We start from the raw sequence: 19418 nt of genomic DNA on the forward strand, positions 1-19418 counted from the left end.
GCCATGGAATGGTATCTGCCCGTCATCTGGGGCCTCATCATCGGCGTCGCCGTGATCATGTATGTGATCCTGGACGGCTTCGACCTCGGCATCGGCATCCTCTTCCCCTTCGCCAAGGAGGAGAAGCAGCGCGACACCATGATGAACACGGTGGCGCCATTCTGGGACGGCAACGAGACCTGGCTCATCCTCGGCGGCGGCGGCCTATGGGTCGCCTTCCCGCAGGCCTATGCGGTGGTGATGCCGGCGCTCTATCTGCCGGTGATCCTCATGCTGCTGGCGCTGGTGTTCCGTGGTGTCGCCTTCGAGTTCCGGTGGGTGGCGGCGACCAGCCGCAAATGGTGGAATTTCGCCTTCTCCGGCGGCTCGCTGGTAGCGGCCTTCTGCCAGGGCGTGATCCTCGGCGGCCTGGTGCAGGGCATCACGGTGGCAAACGGCCAGTTCGCCGGCGGCCCGCTCGACTGGGCGACCCCGTTCGCGCTTCTGTGCGGCCTGGGCGTGGTGGCGGGCTATGCGCTGCTGGGCGCCACATGGCTCCTCATCAAGACCGAGGGGGCGGTCGCCGACCGCGCCCGCGCCCAGGCGCTGCCGCTGCTCTATGCGGTGCTCGCCTTCATGGCGGTGGTGAGCCTATGGACCCCGCTCGCGTTCGACCGCATCGCCGTGCGCTGGTTCTCCACGCCCAACATCTTCTTCCTGGCGCCGGTGCCGATCCTCACCGCGCTCGTCGCCTATCTGGTGTGGCGCTGGCTGAAGGAAGGCCGAGAGATGCTCCCCTTCTTCGGCACGGTGGGACTGTTCCTGCTGGGCTTCCTGGGGCTCGCCATCTCCACCTTCCCCTACCTCGTGCCGCCCTCCCTCACCGTGTGGCAGACGGCGGCCGCGGCGCCGAGCCAGATCCTCATGCTGTTCGGCGTGATCTTCCTGCTGCCGGTGGTGCTCGGCTACATCGTGTTCGTCTACTGGATCTTCCGCGGCAAGGTGCGCGAGGGCGAGGGCTACCACTGAGCGGCGGCAAATCGCGGGACTATTCGGCGGCGTCCTCGGGCGCCTCGAACAGGTTCAGCTGCTGCGCGCGCACCGGCGCGAAGGACTGGCGGTGGTGGATGCACGGGCCGTGCCTGACCAGGGCGGCGCCGTGCTCGGGGGTGCCGTAGCCCATGTGGCGCTCGAAGCCGTAGTCCGGGAAGCTGAGGCCGAGCTGCGCCATCAGCCGGTCGCGCGTCACCTTGGCGACGATCGAGGCGGCGGCGATGGAGGCGATCAGCCCGTCGCCGCCGATGATCGCCTCCACCGGGCAGGGCAGGACCGGCGGATCGTTGCCGTCCACCAGCACGAAGGCGGGCTTGACCGGCAGCGCCCGCACCGCATGGGCGAGCGCCCACAGGGTCGCCTGGCGGATGTTGTCCCGGTCGATCCGCGCCGGCGGGGCAAGGCTCACCGCCACATGCGCGGTGGCGCAGATTTCCAGATAGAGCGCCTCGCGCCGCGCCCTGGGCAGCTTCTTGGAATCGTCGAGACCCTGCGGCACGCGTGCCGGATCGAGGATCACCGCCGCCGCCACCACCGGGCCGGCCAGCGGCCCGCGGCCCACCTCGTCGGCGCCCGCCACCGGCAGCAGGCCGGATTTCAGCAGCGCCCGCTCGCGGCGGAAGCCGAGCCCCTTCGCCGCCAGCGGCGGGCGCCCGCGGCGCGGCGCGGCCTCCGCCCCCTCTGGGGCGGCCGGGACGGCGGGCGGGCGCGGCTTCGGCGGCATGAATGGACCCGGGCACGGCGCGCGGAATCGGCGTCGCGCCCGCTTTGCATAGCACGGCGCGCGGGCGCAAGGCGCGCGCGGCGCTTGCTTTGCCGGTCAACTGGCCTAAATCTGAGGCAAGATCGCAGCGTCGGCGCCGCAGCCGGCGCCTCAAGACAAGATCGCTGAGCCAAATGCGCTGAGCCAAATTCGATGAGCCAGATTCCATGAGCTACGTAGCAGCGGCGAGCGCGCCGCTCCGCAAGACCGGACATATCAAGCTTTACGGCCCCGAGGGCTTCGAGGGCATGCGCCGCGCCGGCCAGCTCACCGCCCGCGCGCTCGACGCGGTCGCGGAGCTGGTGCGGCCCGGCGTCACCACCGAAGCCATCGACAAGCTGATCTTCGACTTCGCCATCGCCAACGGCGCCTATCCGGCGACGCTGATGTATCGCGGCTACCGCTATTCGGTGTGCACCTCGCTCAACCACGTGGTCTGCCACGGCATGCCCAATGCCCGCCCGCTGCGCGAGGGCGACATCGTCAACGTGGACGTGACGCTGGTGCTCGACGGCTGGTACGGGGATTCGAGCCGCATGTTCGCCATCGGCGCCATCCCGCGCCGGGCCGAGCGGCTGCTGGAGGTCACCTACGAGTCGATGATGCGCGGCATCGCCGCCATCCGCCCCGGCGGGCACGTGGGCGATATCGGCGCCGCGATCCAGGAGTTCGTCGAGCCGCAGCACATGAGCGTGGTGCGCGACTTCTGCGGCCACGGCGTGGGCCAGGTGTTCCACGACGAGCCGAACATCGTCCATGTGGGCCGGCGCGGGGAAGGCCCGCAGCTGGTGCCCGGCATGATCTTCACCGTGGAGCCGATGATCAATCTCGGCCGCCCGCACGTGAAGGTGCTCTCGGACGGCTGGACCGCGGTGACGCGCGACCGCTCGCTCTCGGCCCAGTTCGAGCATGCGGTCGGCGTCACGGAGACCGGGGTGGAGATCTTCACCCTGAGCCCGAAGGGCTACCACAAGCCGCCCTACCAGATCGCCTGACGGCAAGCGCCATGGTGGAGGAGCCCGAGGACGGCGTCGCCGAGGCCCCCCACTTCCACGGGCATCGCGACCGGCTGCGCGAGCGCTTCCGCGAGGCCGGCGCGCAGGCGCTCGCGGACTACGAGCTGCTGGAGCTGGTGCTGTTCCGGGCCGTGCCGCGGCGCGACGTGAAGCCGCTCGCCAAGGCGCTGGTGGACCGTTTCGGCTCCTTCGCCGAGGTGATCGCCGCGCCGTCGGCCCTGCTGGCCGAGATCCCCGGCGTGAAGCAGGCCATCATCACCGAGCTGAAGGTGGTGGAAGCCGCCGCCCAGCGCCTCGCCAAGGGACAGGTGAAGCGCCGGCCGGCCCTGTCGTCCTGGAGCGCGGTGCTGGACTATTGCCGGACCTCCATGGCGTTCCAGGACCGCGAGCAGGTGCGGGTCCTGTTCCTCGACAAGCGCAACCAGCTCATCACCGACGAGGTGCTCAACACCGGCACCGTGGACCATGCCCCGGTCTATCCGCGCGAGGTGGTGAAGCGGGCGCTGGAACTGTCGGCCACCGCCATCATCCTGTGCCACAACCATCCCACTTACTCATTCTGATCCCGCTGGATCACGCTCAAATCCGTTCAATCACTAGGAAATTCGCGCAATTTTGTCATTGCGCACAGGGGGCGGCTCCGGCAAATTGGGGGTTGTAAAAGGGGTAGAAACCGGCCTCCCGCTCCCAGCTAACGCCCCCGTTTCTCCTCGACCGATCCCAGTTCCGGAAAGGAGGAAACGCCATGCCCGCCCTGACCGATACCGCGATCAGACATGCGCTGAAGCGCGTCGAGATCAGCCGTAAGCAGGAGAACCTCGCCGATGGCGAAGGTCGCGGCACAGGCCGTCTCGTCCTCGTTCTCAAGCCCATGCCGAAGCGCGTCACTGCCGACTGGATGGCGCAGCAATGGCGTGACGGCAAACGTACCAAGAAGAAGATCGGCGCCTATCCGTCGATGCCGCTCGCCCAGGCCCGCGAAATCTACAAGCGCGACTTCGCCGACGTCATTCAGAAGGGCCGGAGCATCAAGATCGCGACCGACACGCGGCCTGGTACGATCGCCGATCTGTTCGGTGGCTACGTTGCCGCGCTCAAGGCCGCGGGGAAATCATCCTGGAAGGAGAGCGAAAAAGGCCTCAACAAGATCGCCGACACACTCGGGCGCAACCGCCTCGCTCGCGAGATCGAAACTGAGGAAATCATCGAACTGATCCGCCCGATCTACGATCGCGGTGCCAAATCGATGGCCGATCACGTGCGCTCCTATGTCCATGCCGCCTTTAGCTGGGGCATGAAGTCCGACAACGACTATCGGCAGCAATCATCTCGCCGCTTCCGTATCCCCTTCAATCCGGCGGCAGGTATTCCGACCGAACCCAAGGTCCAGGGCACGCGCTGGCTCGACGAAGACGAGTTCGTCCAGCTCTATCGCTGGCTCGAATGCCCCGACACCCCGGTTCATCCGCCTTACACCCGTGCCGTCAGGATCATCATGCTGACCGGCCAGCGGGTCGAGGAAATCGCGAGCCTCCACATCGACCAATGGGACGCCAAGGAAAAGGTCATCGACTGGTCCAAGACCAAGAACGATCTACCTCATGCCATTCCGGTACCCGAGTTGGCGGCTGAACTGCTCGCATCCATCAACGTCAACGAATACGGCTGGTTCTTCCCGTCGGCCAAAGACCCGTCGAAACCCGTCAGCCATGGCACGCTCTATTCGTTCATGTGGCGCCAGCGGGATCGCGGCGTGATCCCCTATGTCACGAACCGCGACCTGCGCCGGACCTTCAAGACGCTGGCCGGCAAGGCGGGCGTCTCGAAGGAAATCCGCGATCGCCTCCAGAACCATGCTTTGCAAGATATCAGCTCCAAGCACTACGACCGTTGGCACTACATGGTAGAAAAGCGCGCCGGTATGGCGAAATGGGACAAGTTCGTCCGCGCCATGCTTGTGAAGAAGCGCATGAAGGCGGCGGCATGAGCCACCGGCCTCTCCTTCTTGCCGGCATGCTTGTTTTCCTCTGCCCGGTCGTCCCCGCCTATGCAGATCCGTGCAAAGCACCTCTGCCAGCCCAAGCTGGCGTGCAGTTCTCTGGCACGGTTCGCTATGTCGGTGATGGCGACAGCCTTTGCGTAGGCAGGACGGCCGACCCCAACACCTGGATCGAGGTCAGGCTTGCCGACTTCAACGCCCCCGAGCTCCACCAAGACGGCGGGGCTCAAGGAAAGGTCGCGCTCGAACGCATTGCGCTTCACCGTGAGGTGACATGCACGACGGAGCGCGGCCGCAGCAGGCGCGTGATCTCATTCGACCGTGTCATTGCCCGCTGCCGTGTCGGCTCTCAGCCCATTGGTGACATGCTGCGCCAAGCCGGAGCGCCGGAGGGCGGCAACTGATGCCGGCCTCCACCATTGACTTAACATAGCTTGGAAGCTATATGGATTGGGACGTCAGACTGCATGACGCCTTCGAGGCGGAGTTTCAGGCTTTCGCGAACGAGGTGCACATCGAAATGCTCGCCCTCGCAAAGCTGCTGGCCGAATTCGGGCCGCAACTTGGTCGACCTTACGTCGATACGCTGAAGGGCTCGAAGCACGCCAACATGAAGGAAATGCGCTTTTCAGCGGCCGATGGCGAGTGGCGAACAGCCTTTGCCTTCGACCCAGAGCGAAACGCAATCCTGCTTGTAGCAGGTGACAAGTCGGGCGGAAGTCAGAAGCGCTTTTACAAGCAGCTTATCGCAAAGGCGGACAAGCGGTTTTCCGACCATCTGGAAAACCTGAAATCCGTAAAGAAGAGATAGCCCGATGGGACGCAGCATCACGGACGTCATCGCTTCGCTGCCCCGCGACCAGCAGGAGCAGGTCGAGGCCCGCTACCAGGAGCTTCGGCAGGAGGTCGAGGGTCTGCGCGAGCTGCGGCAGATCGCGGGGAAGGCACAGGAAGATGTCGCCGGTGCCTTGAACATCAAACAGCCCTCGGTCTCGAAGATCGAAAAGCAGGCCGATATGTATCTATCGACGTTGCGCAGCTACGTCGAGGCGATCGGCGGCAAGCTTGAACTCACCGTGAAGCTGCCGTCGCATCCGCCCCTCAAGCTTCACAGCCTGGGCGACGTGATTACATCGAACACGCCCACGCGCGGCGCCCGCGTGCGGAAAGCCGCCAGAGTCCGCTCTTGATGCTTCAGTTCGACGGCAATTGGCGGTTCGACAGTCCCGGCGCGATAGAGCCCGCCGTACAAGAGGGCTTTCGCGACCTTATCAACCGCATCAGCGGACAAGGGCAACAGAAGGCCATTTTCGAGCATTTCAAAGCGCGATTCTGTGCGGCAGCCAGCGCCGAATATTGGCCGAGCACCAACGAGCGGTTCGCCTCCGAAGATCTCGACCGAGACATGGGACGCGCCGGCGAGAACGCTCCGGTCTTCATCGAAGCGTTCTGGGACGCATGCCAGGAACTTTGGGCTCGCAACCCGGCGATGGTGATACCGGAAGCCGGGAGGATCAATCGCATCCTCGCCGACGCCAGACTGCCTTCGAGCGCGATGCGCTGTTCGCTGCCTTCATCATCGGCCTTGAGCCCTGTGAGCGCGCCATCGCCGAGGCCCGCTATCTACAGGCCCACGCGCTGCTGCGCCAGGAGCTCGAGATCCTCGCCCAGCTCAAGGCGGTCGGTGCAAACCGGCGAAAGCCCAGCGGCTCCCCGAATGTCGCAGCCCTCGAGCAATCGCTCCGCCGTCTCTATGGAGACCTTTCTGCGGCTGCCCATGCGTCCCGGCACGACATCGTCCAAAGCGCGACCGCGTGGGACGGTGAACTGGACGGCCTTCCCGGCCCGACAAACATGACCCGCTATTTCCCGGAGACTGACGAAGGGCTCGCAAGACGATCCTACGCCCTCCACATTTACATGATCATTCGCCTCGTTGAGGAATTGAGCGTTGATCTTAGCGCTCGGCATAAATCAGCAGCGTTTACCGACGCGGGAAACGAGGCGCTGAATCTTGCAATAGACTTGATGGCGGCAGAAGGAATGCTTGAAATCGTCACTGACGCCGATTGGAACCGCAATACTGATATTTAGTGGATTGCCGCGTCGTCCGATCGCTGGTCCGACGCATAACGATCAATACGCTTGGGGAGCAAATGCCAGCAACTGCATTTTCCGTGAGGTTCGAGCGCGAACTCGATGTCGACCAACTCGCGATCCTGATGACCGGCACACAGCCGACGCAAGACCGCGACGGGGCCGAACTTCTCAGCATGTTCGGCGATGCGATCCGCGCAGACGTTCAATGCTCATCCTGCGGTAAATTCGGCGCTCACATCGTACAGCCCGCAAAGTCGCGAGCATCCAAGGCAGTCCTCCGGCAAGCCCACTTCAGGTTTGTCGATCCGAATGGCGGCGACGCCCACCATCCATTCTGCGAATTCCACGGGAACAACGAAACTCGTTCGACCCAAGATAGCCTCCTCAACTTCGGATCGGAAAAAAGCGCTGAAACAAGAGCCATACGGCTCCTGGTATGCAAGGGCATCGAGCAAGGCATATTTGACCAACGTCGTATCCGGGACATGCGGCAGTGGTTCTTCGATCTCAAATCCGCCACCCGCTTCACGGTATCGATGCCGTTGGAGGCTATCTCTTGGGCCCATGCACTTCAGCACCATCCCCATCACCAGCGCTGGCAGTTCCACCCATCCCAGGCGGCGATGCCCGCCTTCGACTGGAAAGCCGCCGCAAAAAAGCAGTTCACCGAGGAGCATTTTCATCTGTTCGAACTGGTGAAGGGCGGATTGCTACCGTTCGAGGACGCGACGTGGCGGCAAGCGAGCGAACTCGCTCAGAAATATCATGGGCGCGAGGTGTTCGACGTCACCAAGCTCCAGCCCTACTACGAAGCCGCGATCTCGCTTTGCATCTTCGTCGCCGCGAATAGCGGCATCGATTTCGGCAAGCGGCAGCCTGAAATCTATCGATGGAAAGGCGCACCAACAGCATTACTAGCGCTATGCGCGCTGGTGCTATTCGTCTCGGATTGGGACATGAACGTTGCGATCGCAGCGTTCGCCAAGCTGTTGTCCGCGCCGGAACCCAGCGACGGCGCGCTCGGCAACGTCATCGGACTCAACCCCTTTCATGAGTACGGCGCGTGGCGCCTCGTTATCGCCTCCGGCGAGGTCGCCGCCAAAAGCCCGAATGGACTGGATTACAACGCCCGGCTCGCCGCCATCGAGGCTGCACTGCGCGAGCAGCATCGGCAGTGGAAGGAACACCAGCCCTAGGGTCGGCTCAGAAACGTCGAAGCCGACGGAACCGCTCAGGCGATTAGTTCTATCTCGCCGGGCTCGAACCACTCCTGCCGAATCATCGCGTCGCGCGCCAGCGTCGGATCAGCAGTGTAGTAAACAACGGCAAGGCTTTGCTCGGCGCGGCTGCAGGTCACATAGAACAGTCGCCGCGTCCGATCGATGGTCGTCTCCTTCCCGGCCGCTTCATTCTCAAGATCGGTCTTACTCTTCGCCTTCGTCTCGAAAAGCTTGTCATAGGCGAACATGAAACCGCGGGCTTCATCGTCGCTAACGACAACCATTACCCTTGGAAATTCCAGCCCTTTTACCCCCTGGTGCGTGTCGAACTGCGAGACGCCACGAACGTAGCGATCATATCGCTCGATCTGGTCGAAGGGCGCCTCAAGTGCCAACCGCCAACCGCCCAACTCGCTTTTGACATCGACTTCCTCTTCCTGGTCGCCGGCATCGCCGTCTGCGTCAATCTCGCCTTCCGCGACGACGGCATCGGCGGCGGAAAACGGAACCAGCACCTCGGGGATCATGAAGAGGTTAGTTTCGGCGACATAGCGCAAAACCGAGCGTGCGGTCGGCTTCTCATCCTTGTTCACCAGGGCCAGCAGACCATCGCAGGCAGCCTTGACCTTGCTGAGAATGTCGACCTGCTTCTCGCCGGCAGCTTCAAGCGCTTTGCGCTCGAGGAGCGGAGACGTGCGCCGAACGACTGCGGCGACGGCAAATCGATCTCCCGCGCGCAAGGCTGCGACCAGCGGCAATATCTCGCGGGTGAAAAGTCCGATGCCCGCGCCCGTCCCTTGCAGGAAGCTCGTGCGGATGCGCTCGACCGCGTAGAGAGGCTCGAAGAATTGTTCGAAGCCAAATCGACGCGCGGACATCAGGTGCTCCAGCGCCAGCGTCTTGATCGCTTCGGCTCCCTCCGCCCAACTCGGATCGCCCGTGAGCTCCGCCATTCGTGCAGCGACGGTGGCCTCGGCCGCGCTCTTGTCGGCTATCGCCTGCGAGACGACGAACAGCCGAACAACGCCCTCTCCAGCATCGCTGCGTGGCTGCTGTTCCTCGCCATCCTCATCCCGTCTAATTTTGTTGATGAGCGTGATGACCCGTGTGGGGCAACGATGGTTCATCCGCTTCCTCGGCTTGGCCCAGGCCTGCGGGATCGCCTCCGCCAAACGCTCCTTACCGTCGGCGTAGATACGCTGCATCGTGTCGCCGAAGAGTCCCAGGCAAAAGGCTTCGCGGTATCCCGCCTCGACATTGAGCAGCGCGTCCATGAGCTTTCGGCTGGTATCCTGGCTCTCGTCGATAAGCAGGATTGGGAAGCGGGTCACTAGCAGCCGGCGCAAACCAGGCTTCGCGCCGAGAAAATCGGCGGTCATGGCGATGACCTCTGCGTGGCTCAGAGAGTCCCGCGTGCGGTTGTCGCCCGTGGGGCTGTAAACGAATCGCATAATTTCGGCGAGGTTCTCGCGGCGACGCCGCTTGCTTTCTATCGAGCGAGCGCGGTCCGACGCTGCTTTGCTGTTTGCTCGGCCCTTCGCCTGTGCTTCCTCCAGCTCTGCGATATCCGCAAGGAGCCGGGTCGACAGCCACCCCCGAATATCACCGTCGTAGCCGGCAATCAGAGACCACGCGAACGCGTGAATGGTCGACACCTCTACACGAGGATCGAACTCGAGCCGTTGCTTGATCTCGTCGCAGGCGGCGTTGGTGTAGGTAATCACCCCGATCTTCTGACCAGATAGCGACAACCGCCTGCCCTGCTCCTTACACACCGTCCGGATCGCCTCAACGAGCGACCGGGTCTTGCCTGATCCGGCGCCGGCGTAGAGAAAGAAGCTCCTTGGCTTCTCAATGTTCAAGCAGGCGAGGATCGCCTCGTCGGCTTCGGAATCGAATTTGTCGTCAACCGCGCTCATGTATCGGCCCCTTCGATTTCGGCGACGACATGTTCTTCGACCGGCGGGGCAACCTCGACCTTTTCCTGTGGCGGCGCCCCCTTGACCAGAGGCAGAATCTCAACCTGCTTCTTCTTGAGCTGTGCGAGTAGCCACTCAAGTCCTTCGGCGATGTAGCGCGGCACGATGATCGTGTCGAAGTTCTCAACCTCCATCACGTCAAGCGCAAACTCTGCCTTCTTGCCGTTCTTGAGGGCGAGGTACATTTGCTCGCCGATCGCGGCCACCCCGCCACCATTCGCGATCGCATCGCGAAACTTACGGACCAGGCCGGTGCCATCCAGTTCAGAGAAAATGCTGAGGTTCTCGAACGCCATCGCGTCCTCAAACGTATACGGATATGCGACCTCAGGCCCCACGATACCCGGCGACGTCACACCCAACGGGATCTGATACGCGGCGCGCACAGCGAATAGCGGGTCGCCGTCCTCATGCAGCGTCTTCGTGCCGCCATCCGCTCGCATGAGCTCATCGACGTCGTCGAGCTTTGGCACCCATGTCTTCAGCGTCGCATTATTGGTTTTCTGACCAACGCCTTTCGCGGGTTGGACGGAAGCGCCGCCCGTCTTATCCAGCGTATCCAGGTCCGTGATGATCAGGGTCAGCAAGCCGAGGTGATCAATCAAGGGCTTGAGACGATGTGCGTGGCTTCCTCCGATCTCAAGCAGGGTGATGTAGCACTGGTTGAGCTCGTCGTAATGCGCTCGGATGAAATTCGGGACGAGCATGCGTTCCGCCGGTCCCTCCACCAAAATGGCCGCGTCTGCGAAAAACAGATCCGCGTGCTGTGCCCGAAGATATCGGGTCACGAAACGCTCGGTTTCGCTACCCGGACCAAAAACTTCCGACAGATTGATAACGGTGGAGACCGGCACTTTCGCGGCCATACCCGCAGGCAGCCGCCGGAAATACCGCAGGCACGAGAACGACGTCTCATGCGCGACGTGACTCGAGTGGGTGCTGACCACCAATTGGGTACGCAGCTTTTTACTATCTCCAAGGTCCTCGTGTGCACGCAGCACCGCATAAGCCTTCTTGATGAAGACTTGCTGGACCTGAGCATGCAAATGCGCTTCCGGTTCCTCGACCAAGACGAGATGGAGAGGCTCGGTCGTGGTCACCGTCGCGCCGGTTGACGCCTTCCCGACACGCATCCAAGCGTCACGAAAGCTCATCAACCGGAATATCATCGAGATCAGGTTTTGATAGCCGAGGCCGTTATTTGCCTCGGGCAACCGCAACACGGGCGTCGTCGCGCCGTCCTCGGCAACGACGTCCACCTCGAAGCTGATCGCCGCATTGTGGTTGAGACCGTCGATAGCTTTCAAGCGTGTCGAAACGCGCGGGCGCGGATCGGTCACGCCAGGATAGCCCATACCCTCGACCTCGGTGAACGCTGCCTTGAAACTCTCGGTCAGCCGCTTGTCGAACGCATCCTGGGCGGCTTCTATCGCCTGCAACGCGCCAAGGTCCTTCGGATCAGGTCCCTTCGTCGGGTCGAGGTGCTTGGCGTAGTAGCTTCTGAGCTGGTCGGATAGCCGATTGCCGCTCGCCGCCGCGGGAGCATCATCATCCTCCGCGGCCTGCTGCTCCTCACCGAAGCCCCTCTGCGCCGGTATGTCATGAACGCGGATCAAGCCGCTCAGCGGGTCGCCATCGATCGGCCGAGAACCGCCCGGAAGGACCTGCGGACGCGCCAGAGATTTTGCAGGAGCGACAAGCTGACCCGGATCCAATGAATAGGCCCGAATGGTGAAGTGCGTCGACAAACGCTTGCTCAGGAAATCGATCAGACTCTCGGGCCAGATTGTCAGCTTGGGCGGCATAGCGGGCGGATCGGCGTCGGGATTCTCTGCCGCAGCGGCCGCGATGGCTGCCGCCCTCATCGTCTCGGCATCGCTCACCGCACCCATGTACTCCTTGTACAAAAGCGCAAGGTCCTTCGGCTCGTAGCGCAGCCGGACGCCAAGTCTTCCCCCCTCCCAATCCAAAGTCGGGATAAGGTCGCGAACGTGGTGCATCTCCCCCGCTTCGACGTGCAGCCATAGGTCCAAAGTCGGCAAGGTGCTGCCCCACGGATCTACGACCAGGTCGACGATTTCCTCCGCGTTCCGGGCAGCTATCCATGCCTCGCCCAGGGCGATGATCGTAGGCCAATGACACAACGTGAAATCGTGCATCTCGAACGGACAGCGGCGCGGCGACAGGAAGCGTCGCAGAGCAAGCATCGCGGACGTCTTGCCGCTGTTGTTGGCCCCAACGAAAAGTGTGGTCGTGGTTGAAAGGTCAACCCGCGTCGACAATAATTTCCTGAAATTGGCGATTTCTAGAAATTCAATATGCACTGCCAGCGCCCCCCAACCCCGGCTGCGGTAACATAATCCGCAGATCATTATAGGCGTTAGACTTTTTTGACCGATAGGCAGTCACCTACCCGAACATTTCGTGCCGGACCCACTTGATTGTCGTTCGTAGCGCGCCGCACAGGACAGGATCGCGATGCCCCCTGCCCAGCTTCGCGATTCTCCCCGTTACCTGAGATTGCATATTCCGCGATTTCTGCCCAGCGCCGCTAGAGCTTTAGGCGGCACGCGCGCGATCCGCCTCGGCACGGCACAGCCCGAGATTTCCGATCTCCACTCCGTCGATCGCATCGCCGGTATGGGTCTCCCCGACCGTTAGCAGCCTTCTCATATGCTGTTCGTTCACACCGTTCGCTTAACGGCCTCCGCTGCTTTCACGTCCATGACCTCGCCGCGACAGCCGACGAGCGCAATCTCGATACCGGCCAGGCGCAAAGTGCCCTCCGTCAGCGGAATCACGCTCACCTGACGCCCCTGCGACAGGGTCCGCTGATGTCCTCGGGGGCGTCACGTGCCGGTCAATTTTATTGGCGAGGACGAGAACGGATGCTCTCTGATCAAAATCAGGGAGGTGAAGAATATCGAGGCGCGCAAATGCAACCTCCAGACCGGCAATCCGCTGGAGCTGCGCCTGCTCGGATGGATCGAAGCGGCCGACGCGTTTCAGCTTGAACGGCACCTTCACCAGCACTTCGGCTCGACCCACGTGCGCGATGCGTGGTTCGCAATCGAGCCGGCCGACATCCTTCCTATCCTTCGGCGCGCCGGCCGCGATGGGTTCCTCGTGAAGAACGCCGACGCCTTCCAAGTTGTTGGATATGATCGCGATGCCATTCCCGAACATCTCGGTGTGTGGGAGTAGGCTGATCTGGCAATCGACGAGTGCTGCCCGTCTTGCGGATGCCTGTGCGCCCTGCATTTTCAAGAAGCGCCGCAGATGTACGATCGCATCTGGTGTGACACGCCGACCGATTTTTCGGGACTCGATTCGCGTGAAAGACCGTCGGATGAGCGAGGACCGGAAAGGCGGAAAGGCGCCAATCCTGACAATCTGAGTGCGGGCTCTGCGTTTTCTGGGGAATGCCGTTCCCTGCACGCGAGCCCTTTGTCTTCCTGCTGCGGGGAGATCATTATATCGAAACGGAACTTTCTGGCGCGGGCCGCCAAAGCGGCCAGAGGAGCGTGAATGGCGACACCTACGGATAAGACGACAAAGCGGCTATTCGCTCTTTCCGGAAACATTTGCGCATTCCCTGGGTGTGCCTTGCCGATCGTCGAAGCCGCTGGCCCCGTCACTGGCGAAATCTGCCACATCGCCGCCCGCAGCCCGGGAGGTCCTCGCTATGATCCTTCACAATCCGACAAAGACCGGAACGGCTTTGGCAATCTCCTCCTATTGTGCAGACATCACCATAAGATCGTCGATGAGGAGCCGAATATTTATTCGGTCGATGTTCTGCGCCACATCAAGGCCATTCATGAAAGTGTCGCCGGCCGAGCTGAGAAGCCTACCGATCTCATATTCGCGAAAATGCTCTTGAACGATCTCAATCAGATCACGATCAGCCGGAACAACGGCAATATCGCTATCAACAGCCCGGGGGCTATCCAGGCGCACCAAGTCACCATACGCAACACTCATCATTCAATCAGTATCAATGCGCCGCCCGGGACGATCGGCTCCGATCAGGAAGCCACGCGCTACGTGAAATATCTATTTGATAAATATAATAAATTTGCTGGCGCAGACCGAATGCGCGCTTCAAAATTTAACCACGGCGCAATATACAAGAACATTGAGAGCAATTTTGGCGCATCCTGGCGACTATTGCCAATCGAAAAATTCGATGCGGTCTGCGATTATCTTCAGCAACGGATCAAACGAACGACCATTGCAAAGTCGAATTCTGCTAAAGGGATGCGCGCCTATTGTACATATCAGGAATTCAACACAAGGTAGGCCTGTGGACGTGATCTCCTGACACAAGGGCTTAAGACCAAAACCATTGGTAGTCCAAATGAGCTGGTAACACTTGAAGTCAATAACCATCGCACGTGCATGCGCCAACGATCGAGAGCCGGAATGCCACTGAAGGCCAAGCTCGATGACCGCGAAGTAATTTCCGTCCTTTGTTCCGAGGAAGATTGGTCACACGCCCAGCACGCCTCAAAGGGTGCGGGAGGCCGGTTACGTATGTCCTGTTGCGATGCTCCCGCTTATGCCAGCCACAGTCCGCTCGACCTGCGGTATTTTGCGCACAAATCCGGCTATGATCGCTGCCCTTCCAGCGGTGAGTCCGATCAACATGAGTCCCTGAAGGCAGCCGCGGCAAGAGCAGTTCAGTCGCTGGGAGGATGGCAGGCCGACGTTGAGGTCTCGGGGAATGGCTGGCGCGCCGATGTTCTAGCCGTGCGTGGTAGCATCAAGATCGCGATTGAAGTTCAGCTTTCCGCTCAGGCAAGACGGCGAACCGGGGCACGCAACGACAGGTTCGAAGCTTCAGAGGTTTCGGCATTCTGGCTAAAGGGCCGGAATAACCACTTCAACGATTTTGGCGACGGCTTGCAAGCTCCCGTCCACGGCACCTCGATCCGCGAACAGATGGAGAGTGTGGACGTGGCAGTCAGGAATCTGCTCGGCGCCGTTGAACGCCAAGTAAGAATGGCGAACGAACTCGCTCGGCTCATCCGCACCATTCCTGGATGGGTGTACAATATCAATTTACAGGGGACCATTCCTGCTTGCTTCGAGCTGCAACGCGAGAGCAAGAGGCAACAAATCCTGCTCGGCGAACTGGGCCCGTCGCTTTTGCCGACGGTCTTTCGCCCTGTTGACGGCAAGCAGGTCGGCGCAGACCAATTTGCGGGCGCGATCCTTCAGTTGCGCATGAATGCCCTACATCTTCGCGGCTATCAGTCGTCAAGTTTCCAGCTCGCACCAGACGATCTATCCAACTCGCTCGCACATCAGCTCCGTCCAATCCTTGAAGGCAACAAAACTTGGCAAGGCAAGGAACACACCGAGGTCGTGCCGGGTGCCTTCGTGCATTACCCGGAAGAATGTCCAGACTGCGAAACTCGCTTCCTCAGGATCACCCATCTTCTAATCGGGCATCCTCGACGGCCGCGCACGCTTCCCGTCAAGGTGGTGCACGACGAGTGGCGTTGGTACGAGCCGATCCTGTCAGCCGCCGCGCTTCTATCGAGGAAGATTGGGCTTCCCTTGGGGCCATTGGTCGATGACGGTGAAAATGTATACTTCCGGCCAAAGCGCGTCGATCAGAAGTGCCCGACTTGCGGAGAGCGAGCCCCTACCCCCTTGATTTCCCACGACGAAGCACTCCACGCTTGGCCTGGTCGGGACGAGCATTTCCGCTTTCGCTTGCCATTGCCCGGTAAAGGTTGGGGCGCATCGACCCGATGGGTAAAGCAACCGGCGCCTGACGCCGCTGCCTGGGACGCTCTGCTCGACGCGAAACGTGCCAACCGTCAAGAGGAGCGCGAGGAGGGGCGCCGACGCGAGGAGCTAGCCGAAGCGGAGCGCAAACGCCGACACGAAGAACTGCAGCGACAAGCAGAAGAGCGACGTCAACAACGTATTGCAGACGACTTAGCTCGCAAGACGGCCGACGAACAGCGAGCTATAGAGGCGCGATGCCAAGCCGAGGAGGACCGTCAGGCGCGCGTAATAGCCCAACAGGAGGAAAGGAAGAGAAAGCTGCGCACAGCTGCGGAAACGGCGATCAAAAATAATGAGCGTCGTAATCTCTGGCTGACGACCGGAAATTCTTATCTACGATCCATCGGTGATACCGTCGCCCCACGACCAATCGAGGTCGCCGCCCAGAATAAGGAAGGGCTTGAGAGAGCGCTGCAATTGCTTCGATCAACTAAGTTCTGAGTGCCTATCAGGACGCAAGCTCGGCGACATGCGACGCTGTGTGTTCGAAGAAGTGGGGCGGCCCTGCGACGTCTGTCTTGGGAAGAGTCGCGGGAAAAGGCGGTGCATCCAGATCTGACGCGCCTTGTGCGTGTTCCCGACCCAGATAGGAAAGCGAGGCTAAATGTTCCGCGCCCTTACCGGTCGGATCGAGAAACGCAGGCAGTTCCGCCGCCGCTGGCAGCAGGATGCGCGGCTGATGATCGAGAGACACGGACGCCTTTCCTACTACGAAGCGCAGCGCTTGGCCGCGCGCAGCCGGTCTCAGGGAGACAGGTCGGGTTTCTGGCATTGGGCCAAGGTGGCGGCCGAAGTCGCGCGATTGTCGCCCGTCGCGGAAATGGACATGAAGGTCGTTCAGACCATTGCCGACGAGGAAATGCAAGAACACCGGAATTTTTGAGGGATGCTGGAGAAGGACAATATTCCCCAGCCGACACTTCGTTGCCGGCACACTCCCTTCACGCGAGGAGACCCGCAAGGCCCCCTTTAGAGTGAGAGTACGGACCGAGCTACCGTGACGGATTGAATGCGGGAGGGAAGGCTTCCAACACCTGTCGCGAAGATCCCGTGGAATTCTTAGCCTAACCTCAGAAATCGGGCGCGATCGTCGTGATAATTCGCAACCTAAGAGATCAATTCTATGGATTGATCTCTCCGGTGACGGGGGCTCATCAAGCCGATCGGCCTTTCCTGCATGACGCCACCGGCGGATTCGCCATCGGTACGACAAACGCAAGGTCGCACGGCTTCGCGTTGACTAAAGCGATACCTACTTCAACGCTGCATTAATGAGATTTGCGAGGCGTGCGGCCGCCAGGGCCGCCTGAACGCGAGCCGTCTCGCGAGCCTTTGTCTCATATGGCCGATCCAGTGTGCATGCCTCGGTGCAGGAACGGACTGGCTCTGCATAGGCGACATCCTCGGCGAGCTTCTCGCTTTCCTTAAACCAGACCTCGGGGTCCAGTTCGCCGGCGCGCTCAGGATCGGGCTTAGGTAGCTTGGTATTCTTGTCGACCATCGCATCCATGATCGCCCCTTGGGGCGTGGAATAGCTCCCCAACAGCCGATCCCAATAGGCGTGGAGGGTGATCGTCTCGCCGGTCGCCGGGATCACTTTTGCAAGATTGCCGCCCTGGTCACCGTGGGGGTGCGCATGTGAGAACCGCGCTGTCGCATGCAGGGGCTGGTGCGCATCACCGACGAGGTGCAGCAGCCAAACGAGATCATAGGAGCGCACCTCATCGGGCTGGCCCGATGCCGGCGAGAGCCCCTGCGCGAGCAGCTTGATCTGGGTGACGGCATTCACCGGATCGCCCTCCTCGATCGCTGTCCCATCGGTGGAAAAACCGATGTCCTTGTAGTGCCAGTATTTATGCATGAGGTTGTCGTAGTAGCCGATGTTCCGGCCGGCCTCTGACTTTCCAGCGCTATCGCCGACATCCGTAAAACCGAGGTCCGGCCCCTTGATGTCATCGGCCCAGGCGGATGCCCGCACGAAGGCGTATTGCGCGGCCTTTCCTGGCGGCCAGCCTACCACCCAGTTCCCATACTGTGGATTGAGGCGGATCAGTGCGTCGGCCTTCGCACGGGCGGTCGGAGTAAGCTGATCGTAGGCGAGCGCGGCGACCTGCATGTGGCCCTCATCCCCCACCAAGCGGCTGCAGGAGAACAGATACCGCCGCACAAAGCACCCACCAGAAGCCAATTCCGCATGTCCCGCTCCCATGTCCAAATTGGATCATCGCGCGTGTGCATGAAGCCGGCGTGATGGATGCACCTGATCTCAGAAAAGTGCATCCTGTGTTTTGAGGATGTGGGCATCCGGCTTCGAGCGAGAAAGCGCAACGGACGCCGAGTATCTTCCCTGCCGATCGGTCCCCACCATGGCGCGCACCTGAAAGGTCGTCATCGAGGGGCGGCGCCTCGTCCCTCGCGTCCGACGACAAGCTGCTTGGCAGAGTCCGAGGCCGCACACCGATACAGCCGGTGCGGCAGCTCCCGGCTTCATGACGAATCGGATCCGCCGGTATCGGCGAACTCACGGCCGGATGGCCCCTGCGATCTCGGGAATGCGCGTTTGCCTTCCGCACTACAGGGGGTATCTTCAACTTAAGAAGAACTACAAATCGGGGAGGCTGGAAAGGATGGGCTCCAGTATGCGCATCGACCGCAGGGCGGTGCTTGCGGGAGCTTTCGCCGTGGCCGGCGCGGTGCTCGCGCCCCCGGCTGTCCGAGCTTCCGCGGTCGTTATTCGCTTCGGCCTGACGCCTGTCTTCCTCACCTCCGACCTCGAACTTCTCGGCCGGCTCCAGACCTATCTGCAACGCACCACCGGCCGCCCTGTCGAACTCGTCAGCCGACGGACCTATCAGGAGATCACCGCGCTGCTTGTCTCGGGCCAGCTCGATGCCGCATGGATTTGTGGTTATCCGTTCGTCGCCCATCGCGCCGCGCTCCAGCTGGTCGCGGTTCCGCAGTGGCGCGGGCGGCCACTCTATCAATCCTACCTGATCGTCGACCGGGACCGCGAGGCACAAGACTTCCAGGATCTCGAGGGCGACATCCACGCCTTCTCCGATCCCGATTCCAATTCCGGCTTCCTCGTCACCAGCGCCCTTCTTGCAGAGCACGACCGGAAGCCGTCCTCCTTCTTTTCACGCACCTTCTTCACCTACGGGCATCGCAACGTCATCCGCGCCGTTGCCTCCGGACTTGCGCGATCCGGATCGGTGGACGGCTACGTCCTGGAGGTGATGGGCGACATTGAACCTGAGCTGACATCGCAGGTGAGGATCCTGCGCCGCTCCGAATGGCTCGGGTTCCCGCCCATAGCGGCCCCGCGACAGCCGGTCGACCCGAAGGCGCTCGCCCTGCTGACGGATGCTTTCTTGCACATCGAAGCGGACGAGGATGGCCGGGCGATCCTCTCCATGCTGCGCCTCGACGGGTTCGCCGCCGAGGCGCCGGACCTCTTCGATCCCATTGCCGCGAAGGCAGCGCTCGTCGCCGGCGCTGGATGAGCTT

Annotated in this window: 19 protein-coding genes; 14 read left to right on the plus strand and 5 right to left on the minus strand. The window is 61.6% G+C overall.

Annotated elements, in window-relative coordinates:
• Positions 1-3 precede the first annotated feature (3 nt).
• Positions 4-1008, plus strand: a complete 1005-nt coding sequence (cydB, locus tag V5F67_RS18275) for a cytochrome d ubiquinol oxidase subunit II (protein ID WP_394020864.1) — start codon at positions 4-6, stop codon at positions 1006-1008.
• A gap of 19 nt (positions 1009-1027) precedes the next feature.
• Here the strand turns inward: cydB and rnhB are convergent, their stop codons facing one another.
• Complete coding sequence (gene rnhB / locus V5F67_RS18280; protein ID WP_394020863.1) at positions 1028-1756, minus strand: ribonuclease HII; 729 nt, start codon at positions 1754-1756, stop codon at positions 1028-1030.
• A gap of 206 nt (positions 1757-1962) precedes the next feature.
• On the opposite strand from rnhB, the gene map reads away from it, so the two are divergent.
• The 8 genes from map to V5F67_RS18320 all read left to right on the plus strand — a co-directional run bounded on the left by map (position 1963) and on the right by V5F67_RS18320 (position 8106).
• Positions 1963-2790 carry a type I methionyl aminopeptidase gene (map, locus tag V5F67_RS18285; RefSeq protein WP_394020862.1) on the plus strand — a complete coding sequence of 276 codons (828 nt, stop codon included), beginning with the start codon at positions 1963-1965 and terminating at the stop codon, positions 2788-2790.
• A gap of 11 nt (positions 2791-2801) precedes the next feature.
• Positions 2802-3374 (plus strand): JAB domain-containing protein, encoded by a 573-nt coding sequence (locus V5F67_RS18290; protein WP_394020861.1) that lies wholly within the window; start codon positions 2802-2804, stop codon positions 3372-3374.
• 182 nt (positions 3375-3556) lie between these two features.
• Positions 3557-4798: a tyrosine-type recombinase/integrase gene (locus V5F67_RS18295; RefSeq protein ID WP_394020860.1), complete on the plus strand. Its 1242-nt coding sequence runs from the start codon at positions 3557-3559 to the stop codon at positions 4796-4798.
• Positions 4795-5214, plus strand: coding sequence for a thermonuclease family protein (locus tag V5F67_RS18300; protein WP_394020859.1), 420 nt, complete (start codon positions 4795-4797; stop codon positions 5212-5214). The genes V5F67_RS18295 and V5F67_RS18300 overlap by 4 nt, the downstream gene beginning before the upstream one ends.
• Positions 5215-5255: 41 nt before the next feature.
• The gene (locus tag V5F67_RS18305; protein WP_394020858.1) at positions 5256-5621 is read left to right on the plus strand and encodes a type II toxin-antitoxin system RelE/ParE family toxin; all 366 of its coding nucleotides are present in this window, start codon (positions 5256-5258) and stop codon (positions 5619-5621) included.
• A gap of 4 nt (positions 5622-5625) precedes the next feature.
• Entirely contained in the window at positions 5626-6000 is a 375-nt protein-coding gene (locus V5F67_RS18310; protein WP_394020857.1) for an XRE family transcriptional regulator, read from the plus strand.
• Between the two features lie 268 nt (positions 6001-6268).
• Positions 6269-6904 carry a hypothetical protein gene (locus V5F67_RS18315; RefSeq protein ID WP_394020856.1) on the plus strand — a complete coding sequence of 212 codons (636 nt, stop codon included), beginning with the start codon at positions 6269-6271 and terminating at the stop codon, positions 6902-6904.
• Positions 6905-6966: 62 nt separating this feature from the next.
• Positions 6967-8106 carry a hypothetical protein gene (locus tag V5F67_RS18320; RefSeq protein WP_394020855.1) on the plus strand — a complete coding sequence of 380 codons (1140 nt, stop codon included), beginning with the start codon at positions 6967-6969 and terminating at the stop codon, positions 8104-8106.
• Positions 8107-8141: 35 nt separating this feature from the next.
• Here the strand turns inward: V5F67_RS18320 and V5F67_RS18325 are convergent, their stop codons facing one another.
• From V5F67_RS18325 to V5F67_RS18335, 3 genes are all read right to left on the minus strand, one after another.
• A complete protein-coding gene (locus tag V5F67_RS18325; protein ID WP_394020854.1) occupies positions 8142-10049 on the minus strand; it encodes a UvrD-helicase domain-containing protein in 1908 nt (635 codons plus the stop codon).
• Positions 10046-12433: an AAA family ATPase gene (locus V5F67_RS18330; RefSeq protein WP_394020853.1), complete on the minus strand. Its 2388-nt coding sequence runs from the start codon at positions 12431-12433 to the stop codon at positions 10046-10048. The genes V5F67_RS18325 and V5F67_RS18330 overlap by 4 nt, the downstream gene beginning before the upstream one ends.
• A 360-nt stretch (positions 12434-12793) precedes the next feature.
• Complete coding sequence (locus tag V5F67_RS18335) at positions 12794-12916, minus strand: hypothetical protein (RefSeq protein ID WP_394020852.1); 123 nt, start codon at positions 12914-12916, stop codon at positions 12794-12796.
• Between the two features lie 46 nt (positions 12917-12962).
• On the opposite strand from V5F67_RS18335, the gene V5F67_RS18340 reads away from it, so the two are divergent.
• The 4 genes from V5F67_RS18340 (at position 12963) to V5F67_RS18355 (ending at position 16794) form a co-directional block, all read left to right on the plus strand.
• Positions 12963-13313 (plus strand): GIY-YIG nuclease family protein, encoded by a 351-nt coding sequence (locus tag V5F67_RS18340; protein ID WP_394020851.1) that lies wholly within the window; start codon positions 12963-12965, stop codon positions 13311-13313.
• 324 nt (positions 13314-13637) lie between these two features.
• Positions 13638-14411, plus strand: a complete 774-nt coding sequence (locus V5F67_RS18345) for an HNH endonuclease (protein ID WP_394020850.1) — start codon at positions 13638-13640, stop codon at positions 14409-14411.
• Positions 14412-14534: 123 nt separating this feature from the next.
• A complete protein-coding gene (locus V5F67_RS18350; RefSeq protein ID WP_394020849.1) occupies positions 14535-16352 on the plus strand; it encodes a competence protein CoiA family protein in 1818 nt (605 codons plus the stop codon).
• Positions 16353-16515: 163 nt separating this feature from the next.
• Complete coding sequence (locus V5F67_RS18355; RefSeq protein WP_394020848.1) at positions 16516-16794, plus strand: hypothetical protein; 279 nt, start codon at positions 16516-16518, stop codon at positions 16792-16794.
• A 369-nt stretch (positions 16795-17163) separates the two neighbouring features.
• On the opposite strand, the gene V5F67_RS18360 is transcribed toward V5F67_RS18355, so the two are convergent.
• Positions 17164-18027 carry a S1/P1 nuclease gene (locus tag V5F67_RS18360; protein WP_394020847.1) on the minus strand — a complete coding sequence of 288 codons (864 nt, stop codon included), beginning with the start codon at positions 18025-18027 and terminating at the stop codon, positions 17164-17166.
• A gap of 523 nt (positions 18028-18550) precedes the next feature.
• Here V5F67_RS18360 and V5F67_RS18365 point away from each other — a divergent pair.
• Positions 18551-19414 carry a substrate-binding domain-containing protein gene (locus V5F67_RS18365; protein WP_394020846.1) on the plus strand — a complete coding sequence of 288 codons (864 nt, stop codon included), beginning with the start codon at positions 18551-18553 and terminating at the stop codon, positions 19412-19414.
• Positions 19415-19418: the final 4 nt, after the last annotated feature.

Source organism: Xanthobacter pseudotagetidis, assembly GCF_043194795.2.
Taxonomy (GTDB): Bacteria; Pseudomonadota; Alphaproteobacteria; order Rhizobiales; family Xanthobacteraceae; genus Xanthobacter; species Xanthobacter tagetidis_A.

Excerpts from the sequence above, each read along its gene's own strand:
- V5F67_RS18300 (WP_394020859.1), top strand. The coding sequence starts at position 4,795 with ATGAGCCACCGGCCTCTCCTTCTTGCCGGCATGCTTGTTTTCCTCTGC.
- V5F67_RS18355 (WP_394020848.1), top strand. The coding sequence starts at position 16,516 with ATGTTCCGCGCCCTTACCGGTCGGATCGAGAAACGCAGGCAGTTCCGC.
- V5F67_RS18325 (WP_394020854.1), bottom strand. The coding sequence starts at position 10,049 with ATGAGCGCGGTTGACGACAAATTCGATTCCGAAGCCGACGAGGCGATC.
- V5F67_RS18345 (WP_394020850.1), top strand. The coding sequence starts at position 13,638 with ATGGCGACACCTACGGATAAGACGACAAAGCGGCTATTCGCTCTTTCC.
- V5F67_RS18360 (WP_394020847.1), bottom strand. The coding sequence starts at position 18,027 with ATGCAGGTCGCCGCGCTCGCCTACGATCAGCTTACTCCGACCGCCCGT.
- cydB (WP_394020864.1), top strand. The coding sequence starts at position 4 with ATGGAATGGTATCTGCCCGTCATCTGGGGCCTCATCATCGGCGTCGCC.
- rnhB (WP_394020863.1), bottom strand. The coding sequence starts at position 1,756 with ATGCCGCCGAAGCCGCGCCCGCCCGCCGTCCCGGCCGCCCCAGAGGGG.
- V5F67_RS18305 (WP_394020858.1), top strand. The coding sequence starts at position 5,256 with ATGGATTGGGACGTCAGACTGCATGACGCCTTCGAGGCGGAGTTTCAG.
- map (WP_394020862.1), top strand. The coding sequence starts at position 1,963 with ATGAGCTACGTAGCAGCGGCGAGCGCGCCGCTCCGCAAGACCGGACAT.
- V5F67_RS18315 (WP_394020856.1), top strand. The coding sequence starts at position 6,269 with ATGCCAGGAACTTTGGGCTCGCAACCCGGCGATGGTGATACCGGAAGC.
- V5F67_RS18295 (WP_394020860.1), top strand. The coding sequence starts at position 3,557 with ATGCCCGCCCTGACCGATACCGCGATCAGACATGCGCTGAAGCGCGTC.
- V5F67_RS18350 (WP_394020849.1), top strand. The coding sequence starts at position 14,535 with ATGCCACTGAAGGCCAAGCTCGATGACCGCGAAGTAATTTCCGTCCTT.
- V5F67_RS18310 (WP_394020857.1), top strand. The coding sequence starts at position 5,626 with ATGGGACGCAGCATCACGGACGTCATCGCTTCGCTGCCCCGCGACCAG.
- V5F67_RS18365 (WP_394020846.1), top strand. The coding sequence starts at position 18,551 with ATGCGCATCGACCGCAGGGCGGTGCTTGCGGGAGCTTTCGCCGTGGCC.
- V5F67_RS18320 (WP_394020855.1), top strand. The coding sequence starts at position 6,967 with ATGCCAGCAACTGCATTTTCCGTGAGGTTCGAGCGCGAACTCGATGTC.
- V5F67_RS18290 (WP_394020861.1), top strand. The coding sequence starts at position 2,802 with ATGGTGGAGGAGCCCGAGGACGGCGTCGCCGAGGCCCCCCACTTCCAC.